Origin of the sequence: Geobacillus sp. JS12 (genome assembly GCF_001592395.1) — a bacterium.
GTDB classification, from domain to species: domain Bacteria; phylum Bacillota; class Bacilli; order Bacillales; family Anoxybacillaceae; genus Geobacillus; species Geobacillus zalihae.
Map to the genome: position 1 here is coordinate 74,722 of NZ_CP014749.1, position 26,089 is coordinate 100,810.

The window sequence follows — 26,089 nt, forward strand, 5'->3', positions numbered from 1 at the left end:
AATGGCGATGAAACAAGCAATTGCGATTGATCGGCTGCGCCTGAAATTTCCCGGGAGCGACGGGCTGCTGTTTCGCGACTTGTCGCTTTCGATTGCCGAGGGGAGAAAGTGCTCCTCCTTGGTCCGTCGGGATGCGGCAAGTCGACATTATTGCAAGTGATGGCTGGCATCATTCCCCACTCGATCGATGTGCCGATGAAAGCGGAGCGCCTTAAGCGGCCGGAACGGTGGGGCTATGTTTTCCAAGATCCTGATGCGCAATTTTGCATGCCGTATGCGGACGAGGAAATCGCTTTTGCCCTCGAAAATCGAAGCGTGCCGCGCCACGAGATGCCCGTCCGCATCCGTGCGCTGCTGAACCAAGTCGGTTTGGAGATCGCTCCGCATACTGATATTCATACGCTTTCCGGCGGGATGAAACAGCGGTTGGCGCTCGCTTCGGTGCTGGCGCTTGAGCCGGATGTGTTGTTTTTGGATGAGCCGACGGCGCTGCTTGATGAAGAAGGGACGAAGGCGGTATGGCAAACGGTGAAGCAGGTGAGCCGCGGCAAAACGGTCATCATCGTCGAGCATAAAATTGACCATGTGCTCGACTTTGTGGATCGCATTGTCTTGTTCGGCCGCGATGGGCGCATCATCGCCGACGGCGAGGCGAAGGCGGTGTTTTCCGACTATAAAGACGTCATTGCCGCTGAAGGGATCTGGTATCCGGGTGTTTGGGACGACTATGACCGGACGGCAAGGCGGCGAAATCGCCATCAAGGCGAGGAGCTTCTTCGCCTCGCCCGTTTTCGCGGGTTCCGCGGCCGGGAGGCGAAAATCTATGTTCCTAAAGCAACGGTGCACGCCGGCGAATGGATTGCCGTCACCGGAAAAAACGGCGCCGGTAAAAGCACGTTGCTGCACGCGCTTATGCAACTCATCCGCACGGACGGAGAGTATATGCTGCTAGGCGCCGACATCAAGCGGCAACACCCGCTCTACCGCCATATTGCGTTTGTTTTCCAAAATCCGGAGTGGCAATTTGTCGCCCATTCCGTCCGCGAAGAGCTCGCCTACTCGCTTCGGCTTGAAGGGCGGCCGGAAGCGGAAATCGAAGAAACCATCACCCGCCTGTTGCGTGAATTTGACCTTGTTGAGCAGCAAGACCAGCACCCGTACCAGCTGTCAGTCGGGCAAAAACGGCGGCTGAGCGTGGCTGCTTCGATCGTCGCCGGCCAACGCCTCTTTTTGCTTGATGAGCCGACATTTGGGCAGGATGCGAAAAACACGTTCGCGTTGCTGGCGATGCTTGAATCATACCGTGAGCAAGGGGCGGCAATCATCATGGTCACCCACGACGAGCAAATTGTCCGTCGTTTTGCGACGAGACGGTGGGTCGTTGAAGATGGAGCGCTTGTTCGCGATGAGCGCCTTGCTGCTGTGGAGCCTGTATTGGCCGAAGGAGGAACATGGCGATGAACTGGGACATTCAGCGCCGTGAAACATGGCTTTATGAAGCGAACCCGAGTTTGAAGCTCATTGTGCTCGTCATGCTCTTTTTTGCGGTGTTGTTCATTCATAACCCGAACGTGCTGATTAACGTTTCGCTCGCTCTCTTCGTTTTGTTTTGCTTTGGCACCGGCTATCCGGCGAATGTGTTGTTTTGGTTGTTTTTGCCGTTTTTCCTCGTGTTTGTTTCGACGGCTTCATCGATGATGATGTTTGGCGAGGGAACGACGACATGGTTTCGCTGGGGGCTCATCCATGTTACAGCGGAAAGTTTTTGGCGCGGGGTGCACATCGGGTTTCGCGCTTTGGCGCTTGGGCTTCTCGGCTTGATTTTTTCGCTGACGACCCGGCCGGTTCCGTTGTTTTATTCGCTCATGCAGCAGTTGAGACTGAAGCCAAAGTATGCATACAGTTTTTTGGCGGCCGTTCGCCTATTGCCGATTATGCTTGAAGAGTTTCAGGCGATCCGCTATGCGTTAACAGTGCGCGGCGTGCCGAATAAGGGCGTCCTCAGCAAAATGAAGCGCTACGCCATTCCGCTGTTGTCGCAAAGCATCCGCCGCGCCCAGCGCATCGCCGTGGCGATGGAAGCGAAACAATTTTCTGGCAGCGGGCGGCGCACGTTTTATTATGAAATCGGGTTCGGCAAATATGATATTTGGCTTGTCGCCTTGTTTGCCGCTTTGATGTTCGCTGCCTACTATGTCGGTGTTCATTATCCGTATATTTCTATAAGCGATGTACGGTAGAAAGAAAGGGATGGCGATGGGGTTCTCCATTTCGTTTCCACCGGGCGTCAGACGGTTGACGAATTCGCCGCGATTTGTGCGCACACCCATCCGTATGCCGACCTGATTCATATTCGCGAAAAAGGGAAGACGGCGCGTGAAGTGGCGGCGTTTGTCGCGGCACTGCTTCGCGTCGGGGTGCCGCTGCAAAAAATCATCGTCAATGACCGGGTTGATGTCGCCGCTGTCTACGGTGTCAAAGGTGTGCAGCTTGCTTATCACAGCCTGCCGGTGCGCGCCGTCCGCCGCTCGTTTCCGGACTTGACGGTTGGTTGCTCGGTGCACGGGTCGGAGGAGGCGAAACAAGCCGAACAGGATGGCGCTCACTTTTGTTTGTATGGCCATATTTTTCCGACGGACAGCAAGCCCGGTTTGCCGCCGCGCGGTCTGGACTCGCTTGCGGAAATCGTGGCCGCCGTGTCCATTCCAGTCATCGCCATCGGCGGCATTCACGCCGGCAACGCCCGTCGGGTGCTGGAAGCGGGCGCAGCCGGGGTGGCAGTATTGTCGGCTGTTTTTTTCGCTGCTGACCCCGTTGCTGAGGCCAAGCGGCTGTCAGACATCGTGAAAGGGAGGGGATAGGGGATGACGCATCGGTATGACGTCGCCATCGTCGGCGGCGGAGTGATTGGGGCGGCCATCGGTTTTGAGCTCGCCAAGCGGCGGCATCGCGTCGCCATTTTTGAAAAAGGAACGATGGGAAGCGGGGCGTCAAGCGCGGCAGCCGGCATGCTTGGGGCGCAATCCGAGTTTTCGACGTCAACCCCGCTTGTGCCGCTTGCCTTGCAAAGCCGAGCTCTCATGCCGGCCTTGGCTGAAGAGCTGAGGGAGAGGACCGGCATCGATATCGGCCTTGTCGAAAAAGGATTGATCAAACTAGCGACAACGGAAGAGGAAGCAGACGATCTCTATCGCCATTATACATTTTGGCGGGGCATAGGCGAACCGGTGCAGTGGCTCACGAAAGGGGAGGCGCTTGAAATGGAGCCGCGTCTTGCGGCGGAAGCGCTTGCCGGCGCGATGTACATCCCTGGCGATGGGCAAGTGAGCGCTCCGGATTTGGCCGCCGCTCTCGCCTATGCCGCCGCCTCCGCCGGCGCTTGTCTGTACGAGTATACGGAAGTGTTCGACATCCGTTCCGACAGCAGTGGGCATGTGGTAGACACAACAGGCGGGACGTTTGCCGCCGAGGCGGTCGTCATCGCTTCCGGCGCTTGGGCGGCGCGGCTCGGCGCGCGGGTCGGGCTTTCGCTTTCCGTTTATCCGGTCAAAGGGGAATGCGTCATGGTGCGCACTCCGGTTCCGTTGTTAAAAACGACTGTATTTGCGAAAAACGGCTGCTACATCGTTCCGAAATCAGGAAACCGGCTGCTCATCGGAGCGACGTCCACGCCCGGCACGTTCGATCGGCGCGTATCGGCCGGTGGGGTGATGAACTTGCTTCACCGCGCCGCCAGTCTTGTTCCGGACATTGAACAGGCGGAATGGGTGGGGGCATGGAGCGGCATTCGGCCGCAGACCGAAGACGGCTTGCCTTATCTAGGCGAGCATCCGGAGCGGCGCGGCTTATTCGTCGCTGCCGGCCATTACCGGAACGGCATTTTGCTCAGCCCGTTGACCGGTCTGCTTGTCGCCGACTTAGTGGAGCGGAAAGAGACGGCGTTTGACCTTGCGCCATTTTCGTTGACACGCCATATCGGAAAGGTGGGGGTGGAATGACGTTAGTGATTAACGGGGAGGCAGTCGCCGTGCCCGACGAGGTGAAAACGGTGGGCGATTTGCTTGCCCATTTCCGGCTTGAGAACAAGCTTTGCATCGTCGAAGTCAATGTCCGCATCATCCAAAAACATGAGTATGAGACGACGGCGCTATGTGATGGCGATCGCGTGGAAATCGTTCATTTTGTAGGAGGCGGTTGAGATGTTGAAAATTGGCCCATATGAATTCTCTTCGCGGCTGTTGCTCGGCACGGGCAAATATCCGAGCTTGGACGTGCAAAAAGAAGCGGTGGAAGCATCAGGGGCGGAAATTTTAACGTTCGCCGTCCGGCGGATGAACATCTTTTCTCCGGAGCAGCCGAACTTTTTAGAGCAGCTCGATTTAAGCAAATATAAGCTTTTGCCGAACACCGCCGGGGCGAAAACGGCCGAAGAAGCGGTGCGCATCGCCCGGCTCGCCAAGGCATCCGGATTGTGTGATATGATAAAAGTAGAAGTGATCGGCTGCGACAAAACGCTCCTCCCAGACCCGATCGAGACGTTGAAAGCGGCGGAAATGCTGCTTGATGAAGGGTTTATTGTGTTGCCGTACACATCCGATGATGTCGTGCTGGCGAAGCGGCTAGAGGAGCTTGGCTGCCATGCGATCATGCCAGGCGCCTCGCCGATCGGGTCCGGACAAGGCATCATCAATCCGCTCAATTTGAGCTTTATCATTGAGCAGGCGAACGTGCCGGTCATTGTGGACGCTGGCATCGGTGGACCGGCGGACGCGGCGCTGGCGATGGAGCTTGGCGCGGATGGGGTGCTCTTGAACACCGCTGTTTCCGGCGCGGCCGATCCAGTGAAAATGGCGAAAGCGATGAAGCTGGCGGTGGAAGCGGGCCGGCTCGGCTATGAAGCCGGACGCATCCCGAAAAAACGGTACGCGTCAGCGAGCAGCCCAACGGAAGGAATGAGTGTTGTTTGAACGAACGGTATTCCCGGCAGCAATTGTTTGCACCGATTGGCGTGGAAGGGCAAAAGAAAATACGGGGAAAGCATGTCGTGTTAGTCGGCGCCGGAGCGCTCGGCACAGGCAACGCCGAAGCGCTCGTTCGCGCCGGCATCGGCAAATTGACGATCATTGACCGCGATTACGTCGAATGGAGCAACTTGCAGCGCCAGCAGCTTTACAGCGAAGCGGATGCGAAGGAGCGGTTGCCAAAGGCGATCGCCGCCAAACGGCGCCTTGAACAAATCAACAGCGAGGTTGAGATCGAGGCCATTGTCGGCGACGCCGGCCCGGAAGAATTGGAAACGATCGCCCTCAAGCAACGCCCTGACTTATGGATCGATGCGACAGACAATTTTGATACGCGCCTTGTCATCAATGACGTTGCCTACAAGTACAACATTCCGTGGATTTATGGCGCTTGTGTCGGCAGTTACGGTTTAAGCTGCGCCTTCATTCCGAACCGCACGCCTTGTTTGTATTGCTTGCTTGAAACGGTGCCGCAAGGGGATTGACGTGCGATACGGCCGGCATTATCAGCCCAGCGGTGCAAATGGTTGTCAGCTATCAGATGGCTGAGGTGTTAAAAATTTTAGTGGAGGACTGGTCGGCGCTCCGCGGCAAGCTCGTTTCGTTTGACCTTTGGACGAACGAATATGCCGCCATTCGGATTGATGGGGTGAAAAAGGACAGTTGCCCGACGTGCGGGCGTTATCCATCTTATCCGTTTCTTTCCTATGAACAACGGACGAAGACTGCCGTCTTGTGCGGGCGCGATTCCGTGCAAATCCGTCCGCCTGCTTTGCGCCAGTACGACTTGAATGAATTGGCGGAGCTGTTTCGCCGCCAAGGGCTTCAAGCGGAAGCGAACCCGTATCTTGTCTCCGTTTCGCTCGGTGACAAGCGATTGGTTGTCTTTCGCGACGGCCGTGCGCTTGTGCACGGCACGAAAGATGTGCAGGAAGCCAAAGCCATTTATTATCGCTATTTAGGCTAAAGCGAGACCCCATGCATTGGCGGCCGCTTTCGTCTTAATATGGCAATGTCATCAAACTGTCAAATCCATCTCCTTCCTCTCCCCTTTTTTTCGCCATCTATATGGTATGATGAAAGCGGGATGGAAAGGGAGGGAGAAGGAATGGACGAGTGGTCGGTGACGTTCAACATTGCCTCATTGCTTGTTCTTGTGTATTTCATTGGTTCTTGTTGGTTTGAGTCATGATGTGAAGGTGTCCCAAAAGGATCGGGACACCTTTTCTTATTTGTTATTTGCTGTATAAATTCAACACGATCAAAACGATCTATTGCTCCCTGCTTAGGAGAGCACGGTCTTTTAAGACAGCCATGTTTTCATTCAAGAAACTGGATTTATGGTGGAAGAAAAACCGCCAGCTGTAGTCAGTTGGCGAAAAATTTGTTATATTTTAAAGTAAGGAGGGCAACGCCGGCTTCCGCCGGCCGCGCGCTCCGTGCAGCCAACGTTGTTTCCATAAGCATGATTCGGCGGAAAAATGGATATGAATAACATCGTCACCATCCATAGGAGTGTGAAGATTCGTTGGAAGAGTGGCCGTTAAGGTTATTCGGGTGGTTTTTCCTCTCCCTGCTTGCCAATGTGCTGTTCGCTTCAGCAGAAGCCGCGTTTTCCCTGGCAAGCAAGGCACGGTTGCGGCATTATGCGGAAGAGCATCTGCACAATAAGCGCCTCCAAGCGGTGATCGGTCAGCTTGACCGCGTGTTGTTGGCGCTTGCTGTGGCCAACCGCTTCACCAACGTCGTGACGGTCGTGCTGTTTACGGACATCGCCGTTTCGTTGCTTGGGGAACAGATGGGCTTGTTTGCCACGCTGGCGGTGATGACCGTATTATTTGTCGTCTTCGGTGAAATTTTGCCAAAATCGATGGCGAAAGAGCATGCGGAGCAGCTCGCCATCCGATACGCCAGTCTTGCCTATGCGCTGATGAAGTTGATGACGCCGGTTACGGCGTCGCTCCAAGCCTTAAAAGATCGAATCGCCAAGAGGTTCGCCAATGGGGGCTGTGCCGGCTGTGACGGAGGAAGATATTAAAGTGATGGTTGAGCTGAGTGAAGAGGAAGGGTCATTGACAACAAAGAAAAAGAATTGATCCAACGTTCGCTCGATTTTGATGAAATTTTGGTCGGAGAAATTTTCACGCCGCGCGCTGATATGGTGGCGGTGGAAGTGAACCAGCCGATTGAAGAGATTCGCGACGTGTTTTTGGAAGAGAAATATTCCCGCATCCCGGTTTATGAAGGGATATTGACAACGTGATCGGCATTTTGTCGGAAAGCGACTTTTTCAGCGAGCTTGTGCAAAAGCGGGAGGTGCGCATCCGCGATTTGTTGCGCCAGCCGTTGTTCGTTGTCGAGTCCATGAAAGTGTCCGATCTCCTGCCGGAGCTGCAAAAAAGCAAAGTGCATATGGCGATCGTCGTCGACGAGTTTGGCGGCACCGCTGGCTTGATTACGCTCGAAGATATTCTCGAGCAAATTGTCGGCGAAATATGGGATGAGCATGATGAGGCGGTGAAAACGGTGCGTCAAATCGACGAGCACAGCTTCGAGTTCAGCGCCGAACTGCCGCTGGATGAATTTTGCGAAGTGATGAACATCGACGTGCCAAAGAGTGAATCGCATACGTTGGGTGGCTGGATTTTTGAGATGTTTGAGCGCATTCCAGCCGTCGGCGAAACGTTGCAATATGGATCGCTGACGTTCACCGTCCGCCAAGTCGACAATCGCCGTATTCGCAAAGTGCTTGTCTCATTGAGCCAACCGCTTGCCGAGCAGGCGGGAGGCGCCTGATTCGCTCCCCGTTTCCCTATGAAAGCGCCCCGGGCTGACGGCCCGGGGCGTTTGCCATCTATATGAAGTTGTTCGTTAAGGCGGTTATTGAATGTTGCCGAATTGGCCGCCAAGTTGTTGCTGAGCCATGGCGACAAGACGTTTCGTAATTTCGCCGCCGACCGAACCGTTCGCGCGAGAAGTCGTGTCAGCGCCGAGGTTCACACCAAATTCTTGGGCGATTTCGTACTTCATTTGATCAATGGCTTGTTGAGCACCAGCGACTAACAATTGGTTGTTGTTATTGTTGCGTGCCATCGTTGATCATCTCCTCTTAAAAATTTTTGATGGTTGGGGTGGTTGGATTTGCACCAACACTTCACGCTACAAGGCATGTGCCAAGCTTGGCTGAACCCACCGGCCCACCCGCTTTTGGCTTCGCCAGCGTCACTGTTGCAACGGATGGGTGGTTTCGCTGGCGGTACTCATAGTTTGGGACGTTTTTTGCCTGTTATGCATGGGGAGAATATGGGAATTTTTAACGTTTTACCGCTGTCACCATTAGGGAATATGTAAAGATAAGGAACATCCTAGAGGAGGAAGCAACATGAATGTATGCCCGCTGTGCAACGGGCTGCGCCGGGAGACGGTGTATTGTAGCTACTGCCGTCAACCAATGGAAGATCATGGGAAAGTTACAGATTATTTCGATGACTACAGCCCGTACATGGATGCGGACGTCATGAAACTTGTCGACGGCTATTTGCGCACGTATACGAATCATGAATGTGTTCATTTGTTTTACTGTCCGACTTGCCATGAGGAGGAAGTGCGTTTTATCAAGGAATAAGGCTGTTGATGGAGTGGAAAGGAAAGGCGTTCCGTTTTTTTCGGAACGCCTTCGAATGAATCTATATGAACAACAATGGGGGTTACTTTTCATCCGCCGCCCGGATGCGCCGTTCCGTTTCAACGTCAAAGAAATGCGCTTTGTTCATATCAAGCGCCAGGTCAATTCGGTGGCCCGGCTTGATTTCCGTGCGGGCGTCGATGCGAGCGACCAATTCTTGGTTGTCGATGCTAAAATAAATCATCGATTCAGCGCCAAGCAGCTCGGCGACTTCGACGAGAGCGGTGACTTTCGTCGCCGGAGATGCTTCAAGGAAGAGCGGTTCGTCGTGAATGTCTTCCGGACGAATGCCTAAAATCACTTCCTTGCCGACATACCCTTGCTCACGCAGCACTTTCATTTTTCCTTCCGGAATGCCAAATGATGTTTGGCCGACGACAAACTTGCCGTCTTGGAGCGTTCCACGAAGGAAGTTCATGGCCGGTGAACCGATAAAGCCGCCGACAAAAATGTTTTCCGGTTTTTCGTATACTTCGCGCGGCGTTCCGACTTGCTGGATGACGCCGTCTTTCATGACGACAAGACGGGTGGCCATTGTCATGGCTTCCGTTTGGTCGTGGGTGACGTAAATGGTCGTCGTTTCCAAACGCTGATGGAGCTTCGCGATCTCCGAGCGCATTTGCACCCGCAGTTTCGCATCCAAGTTCGAGAGCGGCTCGTCCATTAAAAACACTTTTGCATCGCGGACGATGGCCCGTCCCAATGCCACGCGCTGCCGCTGCCCGCCGGAGAGCGCTTTCGGTTTGCGGTCCAAATATTGCTCGAGCCCAAGAATGCGCGCCGCCTCGCGGACGCGTTTTTCAATTTCCGCTTTCGGGAATTTGCGCAGTTTTAAACCGAACGCCATGTTGTCATAGACGCTCATATGTGGATACAGGGCGTAGTTTTGGAACACCATGGCGATGTCGCGGTCTTTCGGCGGCACATCGTTCATTCGTTTGCCGTCGATGTAAAGATCGCCTTTGGAAATTTCCTCAAGGCCGGCGATCATCCGCAACGTGGTGGATTTGCCGCAGCCGGACGGGCCGACAAATACGATAAACTCTTTGTCTTGAATATGTAAATTGAAGTCTTTGACGGCGACCACATTGTTGTCGTAAATTTTGTAAATATGATCAAGAATGAGTTCTGCCATAACCATCCTCCTCATCGCCGAAATCGTTTTCTTGCCATTAGTGTATAGAAAAATAGGAACATTCGTAAATGGACGAGGTGCACAAAAAATGCCGCCGATTTTCGGCGACATGACAAAAAAGCGGGGGATTACGAACGGCGCCGGTGCAAGATAGCCAAATAGATGGCTGCCGCCCCTTTGAACCGTTTGATGTCAACACCAGTTTGCTCCGCCCATTTATCGATTCGATATTGCAAACTATTGCGGTGCATATACAGCTTTTTCGCTGCCATCGAGACGTTTAAGTTGCATTGCAAAAACGTCTCCATCGCCCGCACTTCCTCTTCGTCGAATCCGTCAAGAAACGAGAGGGTTTGGTGAGCTTTCTCACTGACTGCTCCTTCTTCAAAGAGCGGAAGCGGAATGACGTCTTCCCATTCGTACACCGTTCGTTTCGGCCAAAAGCGCCGAGCGGCGGAAAAACACTCTTTTTCAAGGAGAAACGATTCATATAGCCGTTCATCGACGGAGCGGATTGGGCCGATCAAGAAATGAATGGCCGTATAAAAATCAGCGGCGAGCGCCTCCGCCATGTCCGCTAACGAAGGCGGCTCCGTCGTCCGCTTTTGTTTCGCTTCGACGATCAGCCCGCGCCGATCTTGTTCCCAGACGATGGCAACCGGGGAGGAAAATAAGCCGCGAACGGCGTCAGCAAACTCCTCTTTGTTGGTGATCGGCCGGCTGGCTGTAAAATGAATGAACCGGCAATACGGAGCAGCGAGCCGAGCGAGCGCGGCTGGGTCGCCGGTTGCCATCCATCGTTTCCATGCCCGCTCCTCTTCGCTTTCCGGTTCGCGTCGGCGCTCGGCGGGGTGAAAAAAAGCGCCAGCAATCGCCGCTCCTGCTCTGTCAATCGATGCTTGGCGATGCCGATCTCATCACCATCGGCGGTATAAAACCATTCGTAATCTTCGGGGTGTTCCGGCTGACCGTTGATGACGATGTCCCCTTCATAAAGCGATTCGAGCTCTTTTAGCATCGCGGCGCACCACTTTCCGTCAAGGATGATATCACGCCGAAGAGGAATCGGCGTTGTTTTTATTATACCAAATCCCCGCGAATGGAAAGAAAGACAATGGATGAAAGCAGGAAAGCCGCAGGATGAACGGGCGGCCTGGCCAACAGCGGTCGTTTCGAACGATCCCTGCCTAACGCATTGGCGGAGAGGCTTCATAAAACAAAAGGCCGACTTTCCCGAGGCGGGAAAATCGGCTCCGTTTACTGGCCGGCTTCGTACGGCGGCTCTTCTTTGACAAGATCGCGCGCTTCCTCCATGTTGACGTCATCGCCGTGGCCGTACACAGCACCTCCGGCCATCCCTTCGTTGATCATGCGGTCGATGTCCATATAGTATTCATCGCGCCCTTCGTACAATGAATCCCGGCGCTCGGCTTCATTTCGTTCCATCATCTCGCTCCTTCCTCTCATCGTTTTTCCTAAAGTTTGTCCAAAAGAGGCATACGCTATCCATGCCATTCATATGGATGAAAGAGGACAAGCGGGAAGAAAGGGGCGGCACGCGATGATCATGCTGATCAAAAAATTGCTCGAAACAACCGCTGCGGCGGAAGAAAAAGCCCGGCAGCTCGCTGAGATGGAAACGGATGAGGCATGGGCGGTCTATTTGGCTGAAGCCGAGCGGCAGCGTAAACTTTGGCAATACGTGCATTATTTAGTTGCTGGGGCTAACGCCGACGGTCGAGCGGAAAGAGAGCAAAGCAAAGCAGGCGCACCTCGTTGTGATCTCTTGCAAGCCATGGCGGCGGCTGAGTGGGAAAAAGCGATGTTATGCCAGAACGTCTGCCAAAGCTTAAATGGAGCCGCCAAACAAGCGGTTGATGCTGTGTTCCGCCAGGCGCTTCGCTACAGCGGCCAGTTTCTCGCTATGGCGTACGATGAGCGAGCTCGGCAAACAGCTGATTGAGCCTCTCGAGCCGCCGCGTTTCGATCTCCGGCTCATCAAACACCATCGGCTTGGCGTTGATTTCATAAATGTAAAGCTCGCGTTCGCTTCCGACGCCGATGTCGGCGGAAAACTCGCCGACAAAGCCAAACCGTTCGCCAAGGCGTGCGCCGCTCAAGGCAATAAGCCGCTCGAGCGCCGCTTCATCGATGCGTTCCTTGACTTCTTTGTACGGGAGGATGGTTCCGCCATGAAACACATGGGTCGTCACTGACTCGACGTCGGCCGAACGAACACCGATGCCGGTGATCGTATGGCGGCCGTTGTGCCAATGGGCGAGCACGCGCAAATCGTAGCGGCGTCCATTCCACTCGTCCGTTTCAGCCAATGCTTGGGCGATGTAGCGGCCGGACTGAATGAGTGATGCGAGCGCATCGAGCGAGCAGAACCGTTTTTGGCCGCCCGGATATTCGCAAATGGCTTCCGTCTCCGACAAGGCGGTGAGACGAAACAGCCCCATTCCTCTGGCGCCGTCATCCCGCTTCAAGTAAATGCAGCTGTATTGGCGGAGCCAAGCGCGAAGATCGGCCGCTGTTTGGACAGGCGCCGTCGGCAATAGATGCGGCCAGAGCCGGCGGTCGGACCGCAGCGCGTCATAAACGTCCGATTTGCGGAAAAAAGAGCGGTTGACAAGTGGAACGCCATGGGCGCTCAACTGGGCAGCCGCCGTTTGAAACGGCTCGCTTTCTTCTTCTTCGCGGCTTTTTACTCGATTGTAGACGACATCGGGCAGTGGAGCGGCCGCTTCGATGAAACGATGAAGCGTCGGAACGAATACATATCCGGAGACCGTTTTCTCTCCGATGCCGGCGGCCGCACTGACGACGGAGATGCCGCCGGCTTTGTGGATGGAGCGGATGACGGTTTCAAGCCACGGCTTTTTCCCAGCCAGCAAAGCGGAAAGGGACGAGGCGCTGACCAGCACGCCGACGAGCGGTCCCACCCGTCCATATTGCTCGCTTACGGGAAAGACGAGATCGGGAAGGACAGCGGCGGGAGCAACCCAGCCGCTGCCGAATCGATAAGGGCTGCCCGGACTGTTGCACACCCACTCCCCGATGTCAGGACGGTAGCCGATCGTCAGCATGGCCAAAGCGCCTCGGGTTCGGTGATGGCTGTTTTGCTGAGGTGGACGGCGTAAGCGAGCGGCAACCGCGCTGTTCGTTCGTCTGCGTCCTTTAATTTTGGATGCTTAAAAATCGACCGTCCGGGTTTGGAATTGGCTTCAAACATCCAAATCCTTCCTTGTTGGTCAACGCCAAGGTCAAAACCGATTTCGCCGATCAACGTTTCTGATGCTTCATCAAGGCAACGGCTGAGCGTAAGGGCGGCGTCAGAAAGACGGGCGAGCATGATTTCGCGCTCGACGGCATCCGGGAAAATTTCTTCCAGCGTTTTGACGATGCCTCCGCTGTTCATATGGGTCGTGATGCTTTGTTTTCCAGCAATTTTGGCGGCGATGGCGCTCACTTGCCATATGCCGTGTTCGTTTTTGTTAACGTGAACGCGGAAATCAGCCGGTCGGCCGTTGACGGCAAGAAGCGGAACCGCTTGTTGGATGACATAGCGGTGAAGCGGCGCATGGGCGAGCAAATGATGCCACACCGCCATGGCGGTCGGAAACAGCACTGTTTGGATTTCTCCGCTTTCATCGCGGAACCGGCATTCATAGGCGTTTTTTTTCGCTACATGATAAATGCCGCGGCCGAGGCTGCCGTCGGCCGGCTTGATGTACGCTTCACGGTAGCGGGCAAGAAACTGCTCAATGGTGTGCTGCGTCACGTGGGCGGACGTCGCCGGCAAATACGGCTGCGCCTTCGGATGAAGAGCGAGCCGGCGGTAAATGTCCCATTTGTTGAAAAAACACCCGTTAAAGATCGGGATGCCGTAGGTGGTTTGCAACGTCTTCGTCATCGTTTGAAACGCTTCCTCCTTTTCGACGCGCCGGTTTGGCAGCCGGTTGTAAACGACATTCGGCAACGGCACCGTATGGCGTTCCCAGCCGCGCTCTGTGTAAAAATAGCCGTTCGTCATGCCGTTTTCCCAGTCAATATGGGGCGCGCCAAACAAAAAGGCAAATCCGCCGACTTGCTTTTCTTGCGCCAGCAACTTGGCAAAAAAGAAGCTCCGGCTGCCGACTGGGCGGTGGAGCGACTTTGTGAATCCGGCGGTCAAAATGCCGACAAGCGGCCCGAAGTGAACCGTTTCATCGGTCAAAAAGACATGAACGTCAGCGGCAAATGGGATCGACAAGCATCGGGCAACGTCATGCGACACAATCACACGGTCGACAAGACGGGGGAAGAAATGACCCGGCATGGGGTGACAAGGCTGCCGAACGCGGCTGATGTTTGCCTAGATGCTTGGAGCGTGGCGGGAAGAATCACCGTATTGGTTTGTTTTTCGTCAATGATCAACGTGTAGGTCATTGGCTTTTTCCCCCTCTGGCCAAAAACAAGCAATACCGAAGCGGCGCTTCGTACAGTTCGTTTTGTTGCTCCGGGGCAGAAGATGCGCCACTTTTCTCCCCGGCTTGGAATTGACATCCAAAATCCACACCGCCCCGTTGTCGGTCGCGCCAAGATCCAAGCCGATTTCAAACAAAGGTCCGAACATGTGATCTATATAAACTGGCAGCGTGCGGATGATCGTCTCAACGCCATCGAGCACGAAGAGACGTTTTGAAGAGGAAAGGCGGTCGAGCCACTCGGAAAACGGACGAATGTCCGCGCCGGCGCGGACGTTGGCCACCCATGCCCCCGGTCGGCCGACTCGCACGGCCCGCACCCGCTCCACCCAGCGTCCGTTTTCATCCTTTTGCAAAAGAATGCGGAGGTCAAACGGTTCACCCTCCGGGGTTGATAGCTGAAGCAATGGCTGCAGGACATACTCGCCGCGGCGGCTCCAAGAGGCGAGGAGTTGTTCCAGCTCGCTTCGGCGGGCAATGACGGCCTGTTCTTGACCGTGACTGTCTTGGACGGACAGCGCCTTCCCTTTCTTTTGAAAGATGCCAATACCGCGTCCCCCGGAGCCGTGCACCGGCTTGGCGATGGCGGCTTGTTCGCGGCGGAGAAGCGCAAGCACATCATCGGCGCGCTCAAGACGGACAGTCGGAGGCACGTATGCGGACAAGAGCGGGTGAGAGGAGAGCGCTTCATATACGTCCCATTTGCCCGGCAGGCCATAGCCTAAAAACGTGAGGTCAGGTCGCTGCTTCAACCAGTTCATAATCGGTTTTGCTTTTTTGGACCGCTCATCATGGCCGTAAAAGCAGCGGTCATATAAAAATGGCGGAATGGCAAAGACGGCGTTTGTCCATTCGTTCGTTTCCTCTTGAAAGAGAAAGCCGCGGACGTTTTCCGTCTGCGGATCGATCGATAGCGGTGAAAAGCGGCAGACGGAAATGCCGTAGCGTCTGGCGCATTTCGCCACCTCCGTGCAATACGTGTGGTCTTGCTGTTCGTCAAGGGTGACAAAACCAAGTGAAAGCAAAACGGTTCACTCCTTTTCCTCCATCAATGTCAAACTATAGTCGATGATCGCCTTCGCCGACGGGCGAACCGATTGGTAGGAAGCGGCCATATCCGTCTGTTTCGACGGCTTCGTATTCACCTCGATGATCCACGGCTGGCCATGGATGTCAATGGCAAGATCAACGCCAAACTCTCCATACAGTCCCTCCGCTTCCGAGGCGAGAACGGCGGCGGATTCCAGTGCGATTTCTCTCAGAAGCTGTTTTTGCTGGAACGCGTCAACTCTCGTGTACCACTTCCGCAAGACGTCATTGACCGCCATGAGCTCCCCGCCGCGGGCAAGGTTGGCCACGAATTGGCCGGGCGGCGCGATGCGGGCGACGGCGGAAGTGACGCGCCAATCATGGTGGCGGACGCGATGACAAAGCAGGCGAAAATCGACCGGGCGGCCGTCGAGGGTGCGAAGTTCAAGCCCTTGTTGGATGATCATCGGCGTTCGGATTTGTTGCCGCAAAGCGGAAGCTAAAGCGTCCATCGAACGATATACGGACGTTGAAGCGGAAGTGGAATGGCGAAGACAAATTCCGTCGTCCGAATGTTGGAGGCAGAAAATCCCTCGCCCTTGGCTGCCATAGATCGGCTTGAGAAAGACGGATGGGAAAGCGTCAAGGAACGCCTCAAGCGTATGTTGACCGCTCCAGAGCGCCGTTTTCGGCAAGTGCGGGTGCAAGTACTCGTGCCGCTCAAAATGGCAGTGCACTTCCCATTTATGCAAAAAGCGATGGTTGAACATCATCCCGTTTTCTTCGGCAAGCCGGGCGAGCAGCTCGGCAAACAAAGGGGAGCGTTCGAGCTTGCGCGAGTGAAGGCGATTGTAAACGACATCGGCTGGAGGCACGTCCCGCTTGCCCCATCCGCTTTCGGTCCACTGATAGCCGACTCCCTCTAAGTAAAGCGCCGGCGAGGATACGTAAAAAAAGAGACCACGCTTTCTAGCATATGCCGCCAATTCCTCGCAAAAATGATGGATGGATCCAAAGGCAGCCCGTTCACTTGTTTCATTGATTTCCGTCAGCACAGCCATCGTTCGTTGTTTGCTCATCGCAGTCCCTCATTTGCGCATTCGTCAGGCAAGCTCTATAATGAACAATTAGGCAAACGTTTATATCGCCATCGTATGATGACGGACGCCGTTTGGTGACAGCGGCGGGGACGGAAGGAGAAGAGGATGGAAACGTTCGTTTATTTGCTGTTTATGGTGGCGGTCGGGGCGCTCATTGGCGGGGTGACGAATTTGATCGCCATCGTGATGCTGTTTCGCCCATATGAGCCGATGTACGTGTTTGGAAAACGGCTGCCGTTTACGCCGGGATTGATTCCAAAGCGGCGGCGGGAGCTGGCCGAACAGCTCGGGAAAACGGTCGTGGAGCATTTGGTGACGCCGGAAGGATTGCGGCGCAAACTCATGGATCCGTCCTTTACGGCCGAGATGGCCGAGTGGGGCGGGAATGGCTTCGAAAGTGGCTTGCGCGCAAAGAAACGCCGGCTGAGTTGCTTGAACGCCTTGGTATTCGCTCTCCCGCCGAGCGGCTCGAGGCGATGGCGGCCGAGCAAGCTGAGCGAGCGTACGAACGGTGGAGCGAAACGTGGCGTCTGCGGCCGATACGCGATGTATTGCCAGCGGAGTTGAAGCAGACAATGGAAGCGCGCGTCGAAAGTCTAGCGGGTTATTTGGCCGACAGGACGCTTGACTACTTTCGCAGCGAGGAGGGAAAGCAGCAGATTTCCAGCATGATTGAGCGTTTTTTCCAAGAGCGTGGGATGGTTGGAAATATGCTGCAGATGCTGCTTGGCAATGTCCATTTCGTCGATAAGGTGCAGGCGGAGCTCGGTAAATTTTTGCGCCATGCTGGCACAAGAGAGGTGCTCTTCCGCCTTCTTTGGGCGGAGTGGAACAAATGGTTGGACTATCCGCTTGCAGCCGTGGAAGAGATGATCGGCCGCCGGCGCATCGATGAAGCGGTGCGGTCGGCTGTCCGCCGCTTGGTGCAAAGCGGCGGCTGGCTGCATCGCTCGCTTGATGAGCTGATTGCTCCGTACGAGCAACCATTATTTGACCGCCTGATTCCGCAGGCGGCGGCAGCAGCCAGCCGCCTGCTTAGCGGCAAGATTGAGGCAATCGTGGCGCAGCTTGGTCTTGAAGATATCGTCCGTGAACAAGTAGAGTCATTTTCGTTGCAACGGTTGGAAGCGATCATTTTATCGATTGCCCGCCGCGAGCTAAAGATGATTACGTATTTGGGCGCCTTGCTTGGCGGGCTGATCGGCGCCGTTCAAGGCGTCATTGGCTTATGGCTGTAGGCTGTGGCATATCGCCGTCAGATGGCGCATACGTTAGAACGTGAACGATATTCGTATAGGAGGCTCTTTTTATGTCTGAACCCCTTCATGCGCTCGCTAGACAGCTTGAGCAGGCGATTCGGGCGAGCGAGCCGTTTCAGCAGCTGAAACGGGCATACGAAGATGTCCGCCGAGATGAAATCGCCTATCGAATGTTCGCGAATGTCCGCGACATCCAGCTTCGGCTCCATGAAAAACAGATGCGCGGGGCGGCCATTTTGCCTGATGAAATCGAACAGGCGCAAAAGGCGATGGCGCTCGCCCAGCAAAACGAGAAACTCGCCCGCCTGATGGCGCTCGAGCAGCAAATGAGCATGACGATCGCTGAAGTTCAGCAAATCGCCATGAAGCCGCTTGAGGAGCTGCACCGTTCATTCATGGAAGGAAGATAGGAAAAACACCCGGTCGGGTGTTCTTTTTTTGTCCGTTTCGTCATAGTCATGAAAATGATAAGGAATGCAAAGCCGCCGCCAGCTTGCTGGCGGCGGCAAGAGAGGTTGAGACGGACAAAAGGGGGAGACAGCCGTGTATAAGCTGTTGGCGCTCAACATTGACGGAACGATTTTAAAAAACAACGGCCGCCTGCCGCGCGAAACGAAAGAGGCGGTCGACTATGTGAAGAAAAAAGGAGTTTATGTTACGTTAATCACGAGCCGCAATTTGCTTTCCGCCCGCAAAGTGGCGAAAGCGCTGCGGCTTGATGGGATGCTCATTGCATTCCAAGGAGCGATGATTGCCAGAACGCTTGATGATCGGCTGTTTGACGCCGTGATCCCTGAGGAGCGGACGTTTAATATCGTGCAAATTTTGGAAAACTTCAACTGCAACATCCGCCTCATGCATGAGCGGTATTCGCTCGGCAATCGGAAGAAAGTGAAGAAAAACCTTGTCGTGCAAACGGTTCTCTCCTCAAGCGACCCGTTTTTCTATCCGACCCAATTTGTCGACTCGCTTGGCGACGTGTTGATGGACGAACCGATCGCTGTGCCGAAAATTGATGTATATTTTGCTACAGACGAAGAGAGGGATGCAGCGGCCGCTTTATTGACGAAATCGATTCCGTCCATTGATATGATTATGCAGCCAAACGGAAAAATGGAAATTGTCCCGCAAGGAGTGTCTAAACTAGCGGGGCTGCGCCGGCTTGCTCAATATCTCGGCGTGTCGCTGAAGGAAACGGTCGTCATTGGCGACGGCCTTGACGATCTGCCCGCCATTGAAGCGGCTGGGCTCGGCGTTGCCATGGGGAACGCGCCGCTCGAGGTGAAGCGGGCGGCCGACTGGGTGACGCGTTCGAATGAACAGCTCGGCGTCGCCTACATGGTGAAAGAACATTTCCGCAAACAGCAACGGATCGAGTTTTTGCAAAAACTCAAAACGAAACAGTAAGAAGCTTGAGCGGGGAGCGAACCGTGAGCGGACAACTGGCGCTTGCCGTTTTCACGAAAATCATAAAAATGAGGCCGGAGCGAATGCCCGGCTTTTTTAATCTAGTTGGCCGGGCGGGAGTCATTTCCATAAAGTCGGCGGCAAAGGTGCATTCTTCCGCTTGACGAAGGAAACAGCCGTTCAGTACACTGAAAGAAGTTTGAAAGAAAAGGTGATGAACGTGCGGATTGAAATTCAAGGACTGCCGCATCCGGAACGGTTTCGACGCCCGCTTGAGGTGATGACTGAGCTGTTTTTCGAAGCGCCGGAGCTGTCGTTCGCGCCGCTTCCTGAGGCTGATATGGCCGCTATGTTTTCCGTCAAGGAAGACGGGGGCGTCGCTGTTTCGGGGACGCTGCTTGACAAGACGTCCGGGCGCGTGGAGGAAGCGCGTCATGAATGCAGCACGCCGGCGGATGCTGACGGGAAAACGTACGAAAAACAGCTGAAAAACGCCGTTTTGCATGTCTATTTGACGTTGCTTGAGCGTTCTACCGGCCTCATTCAGCCGTGGGGCGTGCTGACCGGCGTGCGTCCGGTCAAGCTGCTTCATCAGCTTTTGCGCTCAGGCCTTTCGAAAGAAGAGGCGCATCGGAAGCTGGCAGAAGAGTATTTAGTGACAAACGAAAAAATCGAATTAATGCAAGCGATCGTGGACCGCCAGCTCACGGTCGTGCCGGATTTGTACGATTTGGCTCACGAAGTGAGCATCTATATCGGCATTCCATTTTGCCCAACGAAATGCGCCTATTGCACATTTCCAGCGTACGCCATCAACGGCCGCCAAGGGTCGGTCGACGCCTTTTTGGCCGGCCTTCATTACGAAATGGAGGCGGTCGGCCGCTTTTTGCGCGAGCGCGGCATTCGCATTACGACGATCTACTACGGCGGCGGGACGCCGACGAGCATTACGGCTGACGAGATGGACCGGCTGTACGCTCATATGTATGACGTATTTCCAGACGTCGACCGCGTCCGCGAAATCACGGTCGAAGCCGGGCGTCCGGATACGATTACGCCGGAGAAGCTCGAAGTGTTGAAAAAGTGGCGGATCGACCGCATCAGCATTAACCCGCAATCCTACATTCAGGAGACGTTAAAAGCGATCGGGCGCCATCATACCGTTGAAGAAACGATTGAGAAGTTCCACTTGGCGCGGCAGATGGGGATGAACAACATCAACATGGACTTAATCATCGGACTGCCGGGCGAGGGGCTGCCGGAGTTTGTGTATACGCTTGAACAGACGGAACGGCTTCTGCCCGAGTCGCTGACCGTTCATACGCTGTCGTTCAAGCGGGCGTCGGAAATGACAAAGAACAAACAAAAGTACAAAGTCGCCAGCCGCGAGGAAGTGCAGGCGATGATGAAGGCGGCCCAAGAATGGACAAAGGAACACGGTTATGTCCCTTACTATTTGTATCGACAAAAAAACATTCTCGGCAACCTTGAAAACGTCGGCTACGCGCTGCCGGGGAATGAGAGCATCTACAACATCATGATTATGGAAGAGCAACAGTCGATCATCGGCCTTGGCTGCGGGGCGTCAAGCAAATTCGTTGATCCGAAAACGCGGAACATCACCCGCCAGGCGAACCCAAAAGAGCCGAAAGTGTACAACGAGCATTTCGCCGAATATACGGAAGAGAAAATCAATATATTAAAGGAAATATTTGGATAAATAACAACATCCCGGGAACAACCCCGGGGTGTTTTGATTAGCGGTGAAATAAAATGAGCTTGCCGCTGGCATTGACGCAACGGTGTGTTTTGTCCCAACAGCCGCGCTCGCGCAGCTTTTGTTCACCGATTTTTTTCGCTTCTTCATCATTGGCTGCTTCAAACGTTTCATCGAGCAATTTTTCCCCGTTGCGTTCAAAAGCGGTCAACGTATACATCGGCATGTCACCATCTCCTTTCGCTGAATCATCATTCATTTCTCTTTCATTTAGAGGTTGGATCGGCAAATTCCTGCTTCTGTCTGAAACTTTTTTTAAGATTGTACGTTTTAATAATGTGGGTGGAAAATTTGTTTTACGTTGGGGGAATGTGGATGAGTTTAGAGATCATTGAGGTGACGAAACGGTTTGGTCAGGCGACGGCCGTCGACCATTTGACGTTGACGGTTCCAGAAGGGGAGATGTTCGGATTGCTTGGGGCGAACGGAGCGGGAAAAACGACGACCTTTCGCATGATTTTAGGCCTTCTGCTCCCGACGGAAGGGGTGATCCGTTGGCAAGGCGAACCAATTGATGACTCGAAAAGCCATCTGATCGGCTATTTGCCGGAAGAGCGCGGGTTGTACCCGAAGCTGAAAGTGCAAGAGCAGCTTCTGTATTTAGGGCGGTTGCGCGGAATGAAAAAGACGGATCTTCTTCCGGAAATCGACCGCTGGCTCGAGCGCTTCCATATCCGCGATTACGCCAACAAGCGGGTGGAGGAGCTGTCGAAAGGCAACCAGCAAAAAATCCAGTTTATCGCTGCTGTGCTTCATCGACCGAAGCTATTAATCTTGGATGAGCCATTCAGCGGTCTTGATCCGGTGAACGTTGAACTGTTGAAAGAAGCGGTGCTTGATTTAAAACGGAACGGCACGACCATTGTCTTCTCGAGTCATCGGATGGAACATGTGGAAGAGCTGTGCGAACATGTCTGCATTTTGCGCCGCGGCCGCGCGGTGGTGGCGGGAGCGCTGCGTGAACTGAAACGCTCGTTTGGCAAACAAATACTTGTTATTCAAGGCGACGGGCCGTTTGAAGAATTGGCGCGGTTTCCTGGCGTTTTGCAGTGGAAGAGGACGGCGGAAGGGGTGCGGCTGCAAATCGCCAATGAGGAGGCAGCGCAAGCGATACTCGGTCATATAGCAGGAAAATTCGCGGTTCGTCTGTTTGCCTTGGAGGAACCGTCCCTGAATGATATCTTTATTGAAAAAGTAGGTGCGGCGTATGAATAAGTTTTTCCTTGTGGCGGTACATACGTATCAGACGAAGCTGAAGGCGAAAGCATTTTTGGTGACCACTGCCATCACTTGCCTGTTGATCATCGGGGTGGCCAACATTCAGTCGATCATCGAGTTTTTCACCGGTGATGAAAAGACTCATGTCGCGGTCATTGACCGCACGGGATCTTTGTACGGTCCGCTTGAGAAGCAGGCAAACCATGACCAAATCGCGTTGACAAAAATTACGGATATGGAAAACGAAGCGAAAGAAGCAGTCAAAGAAGGCAAATGGGACGGATTGCTCGTATTGTCCAGGGATGCGGAAGGATTGCCGGAAGCGGTGTATTATGCCAATACGATTGTGGACAATCAGACGCCTGAGGAGCTGGAACGAGCGCTGAGCCAGCTGAAAACAGCGCTTTCAGCCGCTAAACTCGGGCTGACGGATGAACAAATGGCGGAGCTTTCCAAACCGGTTCCGTTCCAAAAGGTGGCATTGGAAAAAAACGCGAAGACGGAAGAGGAGCTGAACGAAGCGCGCTCTCTCGTTTATGTCCTTCTGTTCGCGATGTATATGTTCGTTTTGATGTATGGCGGCATGATCGCGACGGAGGTGGCGACGGAAAAATCGTCGCGCGTGATGGAAATTTTAGTGTCAAGCGTCCCGCCAGTCCAACAGCTGTTTGGCAAAATCATTGGCGTTGCGCTTGTCAGCTTGACGCAATTTTTCGTTTTTTTCGCCGTCGCGTTCGCCGCGTTAAAAACGAGCGGGCAGGAAGTGTGGCGTTTCCTCGGATTGGACCACCTGCCGGCATCGATCTTTGTGTATGCACTCGTTTTTTTCTTGCTTGGTTACCTCTTGTACGCGGTGCTGTTTGCCGTGCTCGGTTCGCTCGTCAGCCGGGTTGAGGACGTGCAGCCGGCGATTACGCCGGTCATGATGTTGGTTGTCGCTGCCTTTATGATCGCGATGTTTGGCTTGAATGCCCCAGAGTCGGCGTTCGTGACCGGCGCTTCGTTCGTTCCTTTTTTCGCGCCGATGCTCATGTTTTTGCGCATCGGCCTCGTGTCCGTGCCGGGGTGGGAAGTGGCGCTTTGCCTTGTGCTTTTGGTGGCGACGATTGTTTTGCTGATCTATTTTGGCGCCAAAGTGTATCGAGGCGGTGTGCTGATGTATGGGAGAATGAACATTTTCAAGGATATAAAACAGGCCATTCAGCTAACAAAAAAATAAACAGCGTGACGGGACGTTTGGGCTAATGTTTCCTTGCCGTTTCGGCAAGGCTTTCTTTTTGCCCTCTAACCGTTATGATATACTAGAAAGTACGTACAGAGAAACGGAGGAGAACGAAGTGGCGAAAGGCATCATCCATTATGAGGTTGGGGAACAAGTTGATCTCTTTTTGCTCATCAAATCCGCAACGAAAGGCATCGCCAGCAACGGCAAGCCGTTCTTGACGTTGATTTTGCAAGATAAAAGCGGCGACATTGAAGCGAAACTGTGGGATGTCTCGCCGGATGACGAAGAGCGGTATGTGCCGGAGTGCATCGTCAAAGTGGCGGGAGACATCCATAACTACCGCGGCAAATTGCAGCTGCGCATCCGTTCGATCCGTCCTGCTCATCCGGGCGATGCCGTGCGCATCGATGACTTTTTGGAGAAGGCTCCGCTCGGCCGCGAGGAAATGAAGGCGAAAGTCATGGAATACATATTTGCGATGGAAAATCCGAACATCCAGCGCATTACCCGCTATTTGTTGAAAAAATACGAAAAGGCGTTTTTTGAGTACCCAGCGGCGACGAAAAACCATCATGAATTCATCTCCGGACTGGCGTACCACGTCGTGTCGATGCTTGAACTCGCCAAGGCGCTCATCCATCTCTATCCGTCGCTCAATAAAGATTTGCTTTATGCCGGCGTCATTTTGCATGACCTTGGCAAAGTGATGGAATTATCTGGTCCGGTATCGACGGTGTATACGCTGGAAGGCAATTTGCTCGGACACATTTCGATCATGGTGAGCGAGATCAGCAAGGCGGCGGAACAGCTCGGCATTCAAGGGGAAGAAGTCATCATTTTGCAGCATCTTGTGCTCGCGCATCATGGCAAGGCGGAATGGGGCAGCCCGAAGCCGCCGCTTGTCAAAGAAGCCGAGGTGCTTCATTACATTGACAATTTGGATGCGAAAATTACGATGATCGACCGTGCGCTTGAGAAAGTAAAACCAGGTGAATTCACCGAACGCGTCTTTGCCCTTGACAATCGCTCGTTTTACAAACCGGCGTTTTTGTCTGTTTCAAAGCCAAAAAACGCGGGTAGTAAAGAGTAAGGGGCGGACCAAGGGAGGGATGGATCATGATCGAACCGATCATTGAAATCGTCCCGACGGCTCAGTATGAACAGGCGAAAGAAGAGTTGAACGAGCTGCGCCGACAGTGGAAGAAAGCGAAGAAGAAAACAAAGAAGAAGCGAAACGAAGCATAAGCGTTGTCCCTAAGAAAGAGGCGGCTTTCCCGCCTCTTTCTCCATGCATACTGCCCCTTGTTGCGCGTATAGTGTACTAAGACAAGACAAGCATACAAGGGGGAATGGCGATGCTCAGTTTGCCTTGGTGGGTGTATTTGGTTGTTGCCGGTATTATTTTCAGCGGCTATATGACCGTAAAAACGGCGGCGCGCGAGCGGGAAATTGACGAAGCATTTATTGAAAAAGAAGGGGAGATTTACATGGAGCGCATCCGAAAGGAGCGCGAGCGGCGGAAACAAGCGAAGTCCTTGCAATAGCCAAGGGCTTTCTTTTTTTGATTTTTGAAAACGCTTTTTTCAAAAAATTCTCTTTCTTTTTTTTTGAATCGTGTTAGGATAGTAATATCAACGGACTACCAGGAGGCAAAGTGAGGGATGACAATGAAACGCGCGTACAACTTCAACGCCGGCCCGTCAGCGCTGCCGCTTCCGGTGCTTGAGCGGGCGCAAAAAGAGCTCCTTAATTTTCAAAACACCGGCATGTCGGTGATGGAATTAAGCCACCGAAGCAAGGAATACGAGGCTGTCCATAATGCGGCGAAAGAGCGGCTCAAGCGGCTTCTTGGCGTGCCGGACGGATATGACATTTTATTTTTGCAAGGCGGGGCGAGCTTGCAGTTTTCCATGGTGCCGATGAACCTCCTCACGGAAGGGAAAATCGGCTGTTATGTGCTGACCGGGGCGTGGTCGGAGAAAGCGCTGAAAGAAGCGCAAAAAATCGGTTTGACAACGGTCGTCGCTTCGAGCAAAGAAGCGAACTACACGTATATTCCGCCGCTTGATGACGTCCAATGGCCGAAAAACGCCGCCTATGTCCATATTACGTCAAACAACACGATCTTCGGCACTCAATGGAAGGAATTTCCGAACACGCCGGTTGACTTGGTCGCGGATATGTCGAGCGATATTTTAAGCCGTCCGTTCGATGTCAGTCAATTTGCCCTCATTTACGCCGGGGCGCAGAAAAATCTCGGCCCGTCAGGAGTCACGGTTGTCATTCTCCGCAACGATTTGCTTGAGCGCATTCCGGACGGGCTGCCGACGATGCTTGATTACCGGACGCACCAGAAGAGCAATTCGCTGTACAACACACCGCCGACGTTTGCGATTTACATGCTGTCGCTCGTGCTCGAATGGGTCGAAGAGCAAGGCGGTGTGGCGGCGATGGAAGAGCGCAGCCAGCAAAAGGCGGCCGTGCTGTATGAGGCGATTGATGAAAGCGGCGGCTTTTACAAACCGCACGCCGAAAAGGGGAGCCGTTCGCTCATGAACGTCACCTTTACGCTTCCAAATGAGGAGCTGACGAAAATGTTCCTCGCCGAGGCGAAAGAACGCGGTTTTGTCGGGCTCGGCGGACATCGTTCGGTCGGCGGATGCCGGGCGTCGATTTACAACGCGGTGCCGCTTGAGGCGTGCGAAGCGCTCGCGTCGTTCATGAACGAGTTCCGCCGCCGTTTTGCCTGAAAATTTCTTCTTCA

General features: G+C 54.0%; 22 protein-coding genes and 7 pseudogenes. 20 read left to right on the forward strand and 9 right to left on the reverse strand.

Annotation, left to right across the window (positions count from 1 at the left end; genetic code table 11):
- The first annotated feature begins 7 nt into the window (after positions 1-7).
- The 8 genes and pseudogenes from A0V43_RS00475 (at position 8) to A0V43_RS00510 (ending at position 7,817) form a co-directional block, all read left to right on the forward strand.
- Positions 8-1,461: pseudogene (locus A0V43_RS00475) on the forward strand (ABC transporter ATP-binding protein).
- Complete coding sequence (locus A0V43_RS00480) at positions 1,458-2,240, forward strand: energy-coupling factor transporter transmembrane component T family protein (RefSeq protein ID WP_015374014.1); 783 nt, start codon at positions 1,458-1,460, stop codon at positions 2,238-2,240. Before A0V43_RS00475 ends, A0V43_RS00480 begins: the two are co-directional and overlap by 4 nt.
- A 72-nt stretch (positions 2,241-2,312) precedes the next feature.
- Positions 2,313-2,861, forward strand: a complete 549-nt coding sequence (tenI, locus tag A0V43_RS00485) for a thiazole tautomerase TenI (RefSeq protein WP_063192105.1) — start codon at positions 2,313-2,315, stop codon at positions 2,859-2,861.
- 3 nt (positions 2,862-2,864) lie between these two features.
- Positions 2,865-3,998 carry a glycine oxidase ThiO gene (gene thiO, locus A0V43_RS00490; RefSeq protein ID WP_063192106.1) on the forward strand — a complete coding sequence of 378 codons (1,134 nt, stop codon included), beginning with the start codon at positions 2,865-2,867 and terminating at the stop codon, positions 3,996-3,998.
- Positions 3,995-4,198, forward strand: coding sequence for a sulfur carrier protein ThiS (gene thiS, locus A0V43_RS00495; RefSeq protein WP_013523031.1), 204 nt, complete (start codon positions 3,995-3,997; stop codon positions 4,196-4,198). Before thiO ends, thiS begins: the two co-directional genes overlap by 4 nt.
- Position 4,199: 1 nt before the next feature.
- Complete coding sequence (locus A0V43_RS00500) at positions 4,200-4,967, forward strand: thiazole synthase (RefSeq protein ID WP_063192107.1); 768 nt, start codon at positions 4,200-4,202, stop codon at positions 4,965-4,967.
- Positions 4,964-5,988, forward strand: a pseudogene (locus A0V43_RS00505) (thiazole biosynthesis adenylyltransferase ThiF). The gene A0V43_RS00500 and the pseudogene A0V43_RS00505 overlap by 4 nt, the downstream one beginning before the upstream one ends.
- Positions 5,989-6,549: 561 nt before the next feature.
- Positions 6,550-7,817: pseudogene (locus tag A0V43_RS00510) on the forward strand (hemolysin family protein).
- Between the two features lie 84 nt (positions 7,818-7,901).
- Here the strand turns inward: A0V43_RS00510 and A0V43_RS00515 are convergent.
- Entirely contained in the window at positions 7,902-8,114 is a 213-nt protein-coding gene (locus A0V43_RS00515) for an alpha/beta-type small acid-soluble spore protein (RefSeq protein WP_011230133.1), read from the reverse strand.
- Between the two features lie 289 nt (positions 8,115-8,403).
- On the opposite strand from A0V43_RS00515, the gene A0V43_RS00520 reads away from it, so the two are divergent.
- On the forward strand, positions 8,404-8,646 hold the full coding sequence (locus tag A0V43_RS00520; RefSeq protein ID WP_063192108.1) for a hypothetical protein: 243 nt from the start codon (positions 8,404-8,406) through the stop codon (positions 8,644-8,646).
- A gap of 82 nt (positions 8,647-8,728) precedes the next feature.
- Here the strand turns inward: A0V43_RS00520 and A0V43_RS00525 are convergent, their stop codons facing one another.
- From A0V43_RS00525 to A0V43_RS00535, 3 genes and pseudogenes are all read right to left on the reverse strand, one after another.
- Positions 8,729-9,841 (reverse strand): ABC transporter ATP-binding protein, encoded by a 1,113-nt coding sequence (locus tag A0V43_RS00525; RefSeq protein ID WP_013146253.1) that lies wholly within the window; start codon positions 9,839-9,841, stop codon positions 8,729-8,731.
- Positions 9,842-9,969: 128 nt separating this feature from the next.
- A pseudogene (locus tag A0V43_RS20850) lies at positions 9,970-10,859 on the reverse strand (PucR family transcriptional regulator).
- A 239-nt stretch (positions 10,860-11,098) separates the two neighbouring features.
- Positions 11,099-11,287 carry a hypothetical protein gene (locus A0V43_RS00535; protein ID WP_063192109.1) on the reverse strand — a complete coding sequence of 63 codons (189 nt, stop codon included), beginning with the start codon at positions 11,285-11,287 and terminating at the stop codon, positions 11,099-11,101.
- Positions 11,288-11,402: 115 nt separating this feature from the next.
- On the opposite strand from A0V43_RS00535, the gene A0V43_RS00540 reads away from it, so the two are divergent.
- Entirely contained in the window at positions 11,403-11,804 is a 402-nt protein-coding gene (locus A0V43_RS00540) for a hypothetical protein (protein WP_011230138.1), read from the forward strand.
- On the opposite strand, the gene A0V43_RS00545 is transcribed toward A0V43_RS00540, so the two are convergent.
- The 4 genes and pseudogenes from A0V43_RS00545 to A0V43_RS00560 form a co-directional block, all read right to left on the reverse strand.
- Positions 11,764-12,930, reverse strand: coding sequence for a YheC/YheD family endospore coat-associated protein (locus A0V43_RS00545; protein WP_063192110.1), 1,167 nt, complete (start codon positions 12,928-12,930; stop codon positions 11,764-11,766). The two genes, A0V43_RS00540 and A0V43_RS00545, sit on opposite strands and share 41 nt — an antisense overlap.
- Positions 12,924-14,272: pseudogene (locus A0V43_RS00550) on the reverse strand (YheC/YheD family endospore coat-associated protein). Before A0V43_RS00550 ends, A0V43_RS00545 begins: the two are co-directional and overlap by 7 nt.
- Positions 14,269-15,335: pseudogene (locus A0V43_RS00555) on the reverse strand (YheC/YheD family endospore coat-associated protein). Before A0V43_RS00555 ends, A0V43_RS00550 begins: the two co-directional pseudogenes overlap by 4 nt.
- 6 nt (positions 15,336-15,341) lie before the next feature.
- Positions 15,342-16,418 (reverse strand): YheC/YheD family endospore coat-associated protein, encoded by a 1,077-nt coding sequence (locus A0V43_RS00560; protein ID WP_063192111.1) that lies wholly within the window; start codon positions 16,416-16,418, stop codon positions 15,342-15,344.
- A 126-nt stretch (positions 16,419-16,544) separates the two neighbouring features.
- Here A0V43_RS00560 and A0V43_RS00565 point away from each other — a divergent pair.
- The 4 genes and pseudogenes from A0V43_RS00565 (at position 16,545) to A0V43_RS00580 (ending at position 20,825) form a co-directional block, all read left to right on the forward strand.
- Positions 16,545-17,677, forward strand: a pseudogene (locus A0V43_RS00565) (DUF445 domain-containing protein).
- A 71-nt stretch (positions 17,678-17,748) separates the two neighbouring features.
- On the forward strand, positions 17,749-18,108 hold the full coding sequence (locus A0V43_RS00570; RefSeq protein ID WP_033024793.1) for a YlbF/YmcA family competence regulator: 360 nt from the start codon (positions 17,749-17,751) through the stop codon (positions 18,106-18,108).
- A 133-nt stretch (positions 18,109-18,241) separates the two neighbouring features.
- Positions 18,242-19,105, forward strand: a complete 864-nt coding sequence (locus tag A0V43_RS00575) for a Cof-type HAD-IIB family hydrolase (RefSeq protein WP_063192112.1) — start codon at positions 18,242-18,244, stop codon at positions 19,103-19,105.
- Between the two features lie 214 nt (positions 19,106-19,319).
- Positions 19,320-20,825, forward strand: coding sequence for a coproporphyrinogen III oxidase (locus A0V43_RS00580; RefSeq protein ID WP_063193769.1), 1,506 nt, complete (start codon positions 19,320-19,322; stop codon positions 20,823-20,825).
- Positions 20,826-20,862: 37 nt separating this feature from the next.
- Here A0V43_RS00580 and A0V43_RS00585 read toward each other — a convergent pair whose 3' ends face one another.
- The gene (locus tag A0V43_RS00585) at positions 20,863-21,048 is read right to left on the reverse strand and encodes a YhzD family protein (RefSeq protein ID WP_011230147.1); all 186 of its coding nucleotides are present in this window, start codon (positions 21,046-21,048) and stop codon (positions 20,863-20,865) included.
- Positions 21,049-21,197: 149 nt separating this feature from the next.
- Here A0V43_RS00585 and A0V43_RS00590 point away from each other — a divergent pair, with 149 nt between their 5' ends.
- The 6 genes from A0V43_RS00590 to serC all read left to right on the forward strand — a co-directional run bounded on the left by A0V43_RS00590 (position 21,198) and on the right by serC (position 26,075).
- Positions 21,198-22,097 (forward strand): ABC transporter ATP-binding protein, encoded by a 900-nt coding sequence (locus tag A0V43_RS00590; RefSeq protein WP_063192113.1) that lies wholly within the window; start codon positions 21,198-21,200, stop codon positions 22,095-22,097.
- The gene (locus A0V43_RS00595) at positions 22,090-23,319 is read left to right on the forward strand and encodes an ABC transporter permease (protein ID WP_063192114.1); all 1,230 of its coding nucleotides are present in this window, start codon (positions 22,090-22,092) and stop codon (positions 23,317-23,319) included. The genes A0V43_RS00590 and A0V43_RS00595 overlap by 8 nt, the downstream gene beginning before the upstream one ends.
- A gap of 118 nt (positions 23,320-23,437) precedes the next feature.
- A complete protein-coding gene (gene yhaM / locus A0V43_RS00600; RefSeq protein ID WP_063192115.1) occupies positions 23,438-24,415 on the forward strand; it encodes a 3'-5' exoribonuclease YhaM in 978 nt (325 codons plus the stop codon).
- A gap of 26 nt (positions 24,416-24,441) precedes the next feature.
- Positions 24,442-24,570: a hypothetical protein gene (locus A0V43_RS00605; RefSeq protein WP_013523055.1), complete on the forward strand. Its 129-nt coding sequence runs from the start codon at positions 24,442-24,444 to the stop codon at positions 24,568-24,570.
- A gap of 110 nt (positions 24,571-24,680) precedes the next feature.
- Positions 24,681-24,869 (forward strand): sporulation YhaL family protein, encoded by a 189-nt coding sequence (locus A0V43_RS00610; RefSeq protein WP_011230152.1) that lies wholly within the window; start codon positions 24,681-24,683, stop codon positions 24,867-24,869.
- Between the two features lie 123 nt (positions 24,870-24,992).
- A complete protein-coding gene (serC, locus tag A0V43_RS00615; protein WP_063192116.1) occupies positions 24,993-26,075 on the forward strand; it encodes a 3-phosphoserine/phosphohydroxythreonine transaminase in 1,083 nt (360 codons plus the stop codon).
- Positions 26,076-26,089: the final 14 nt, after the last annotated feature.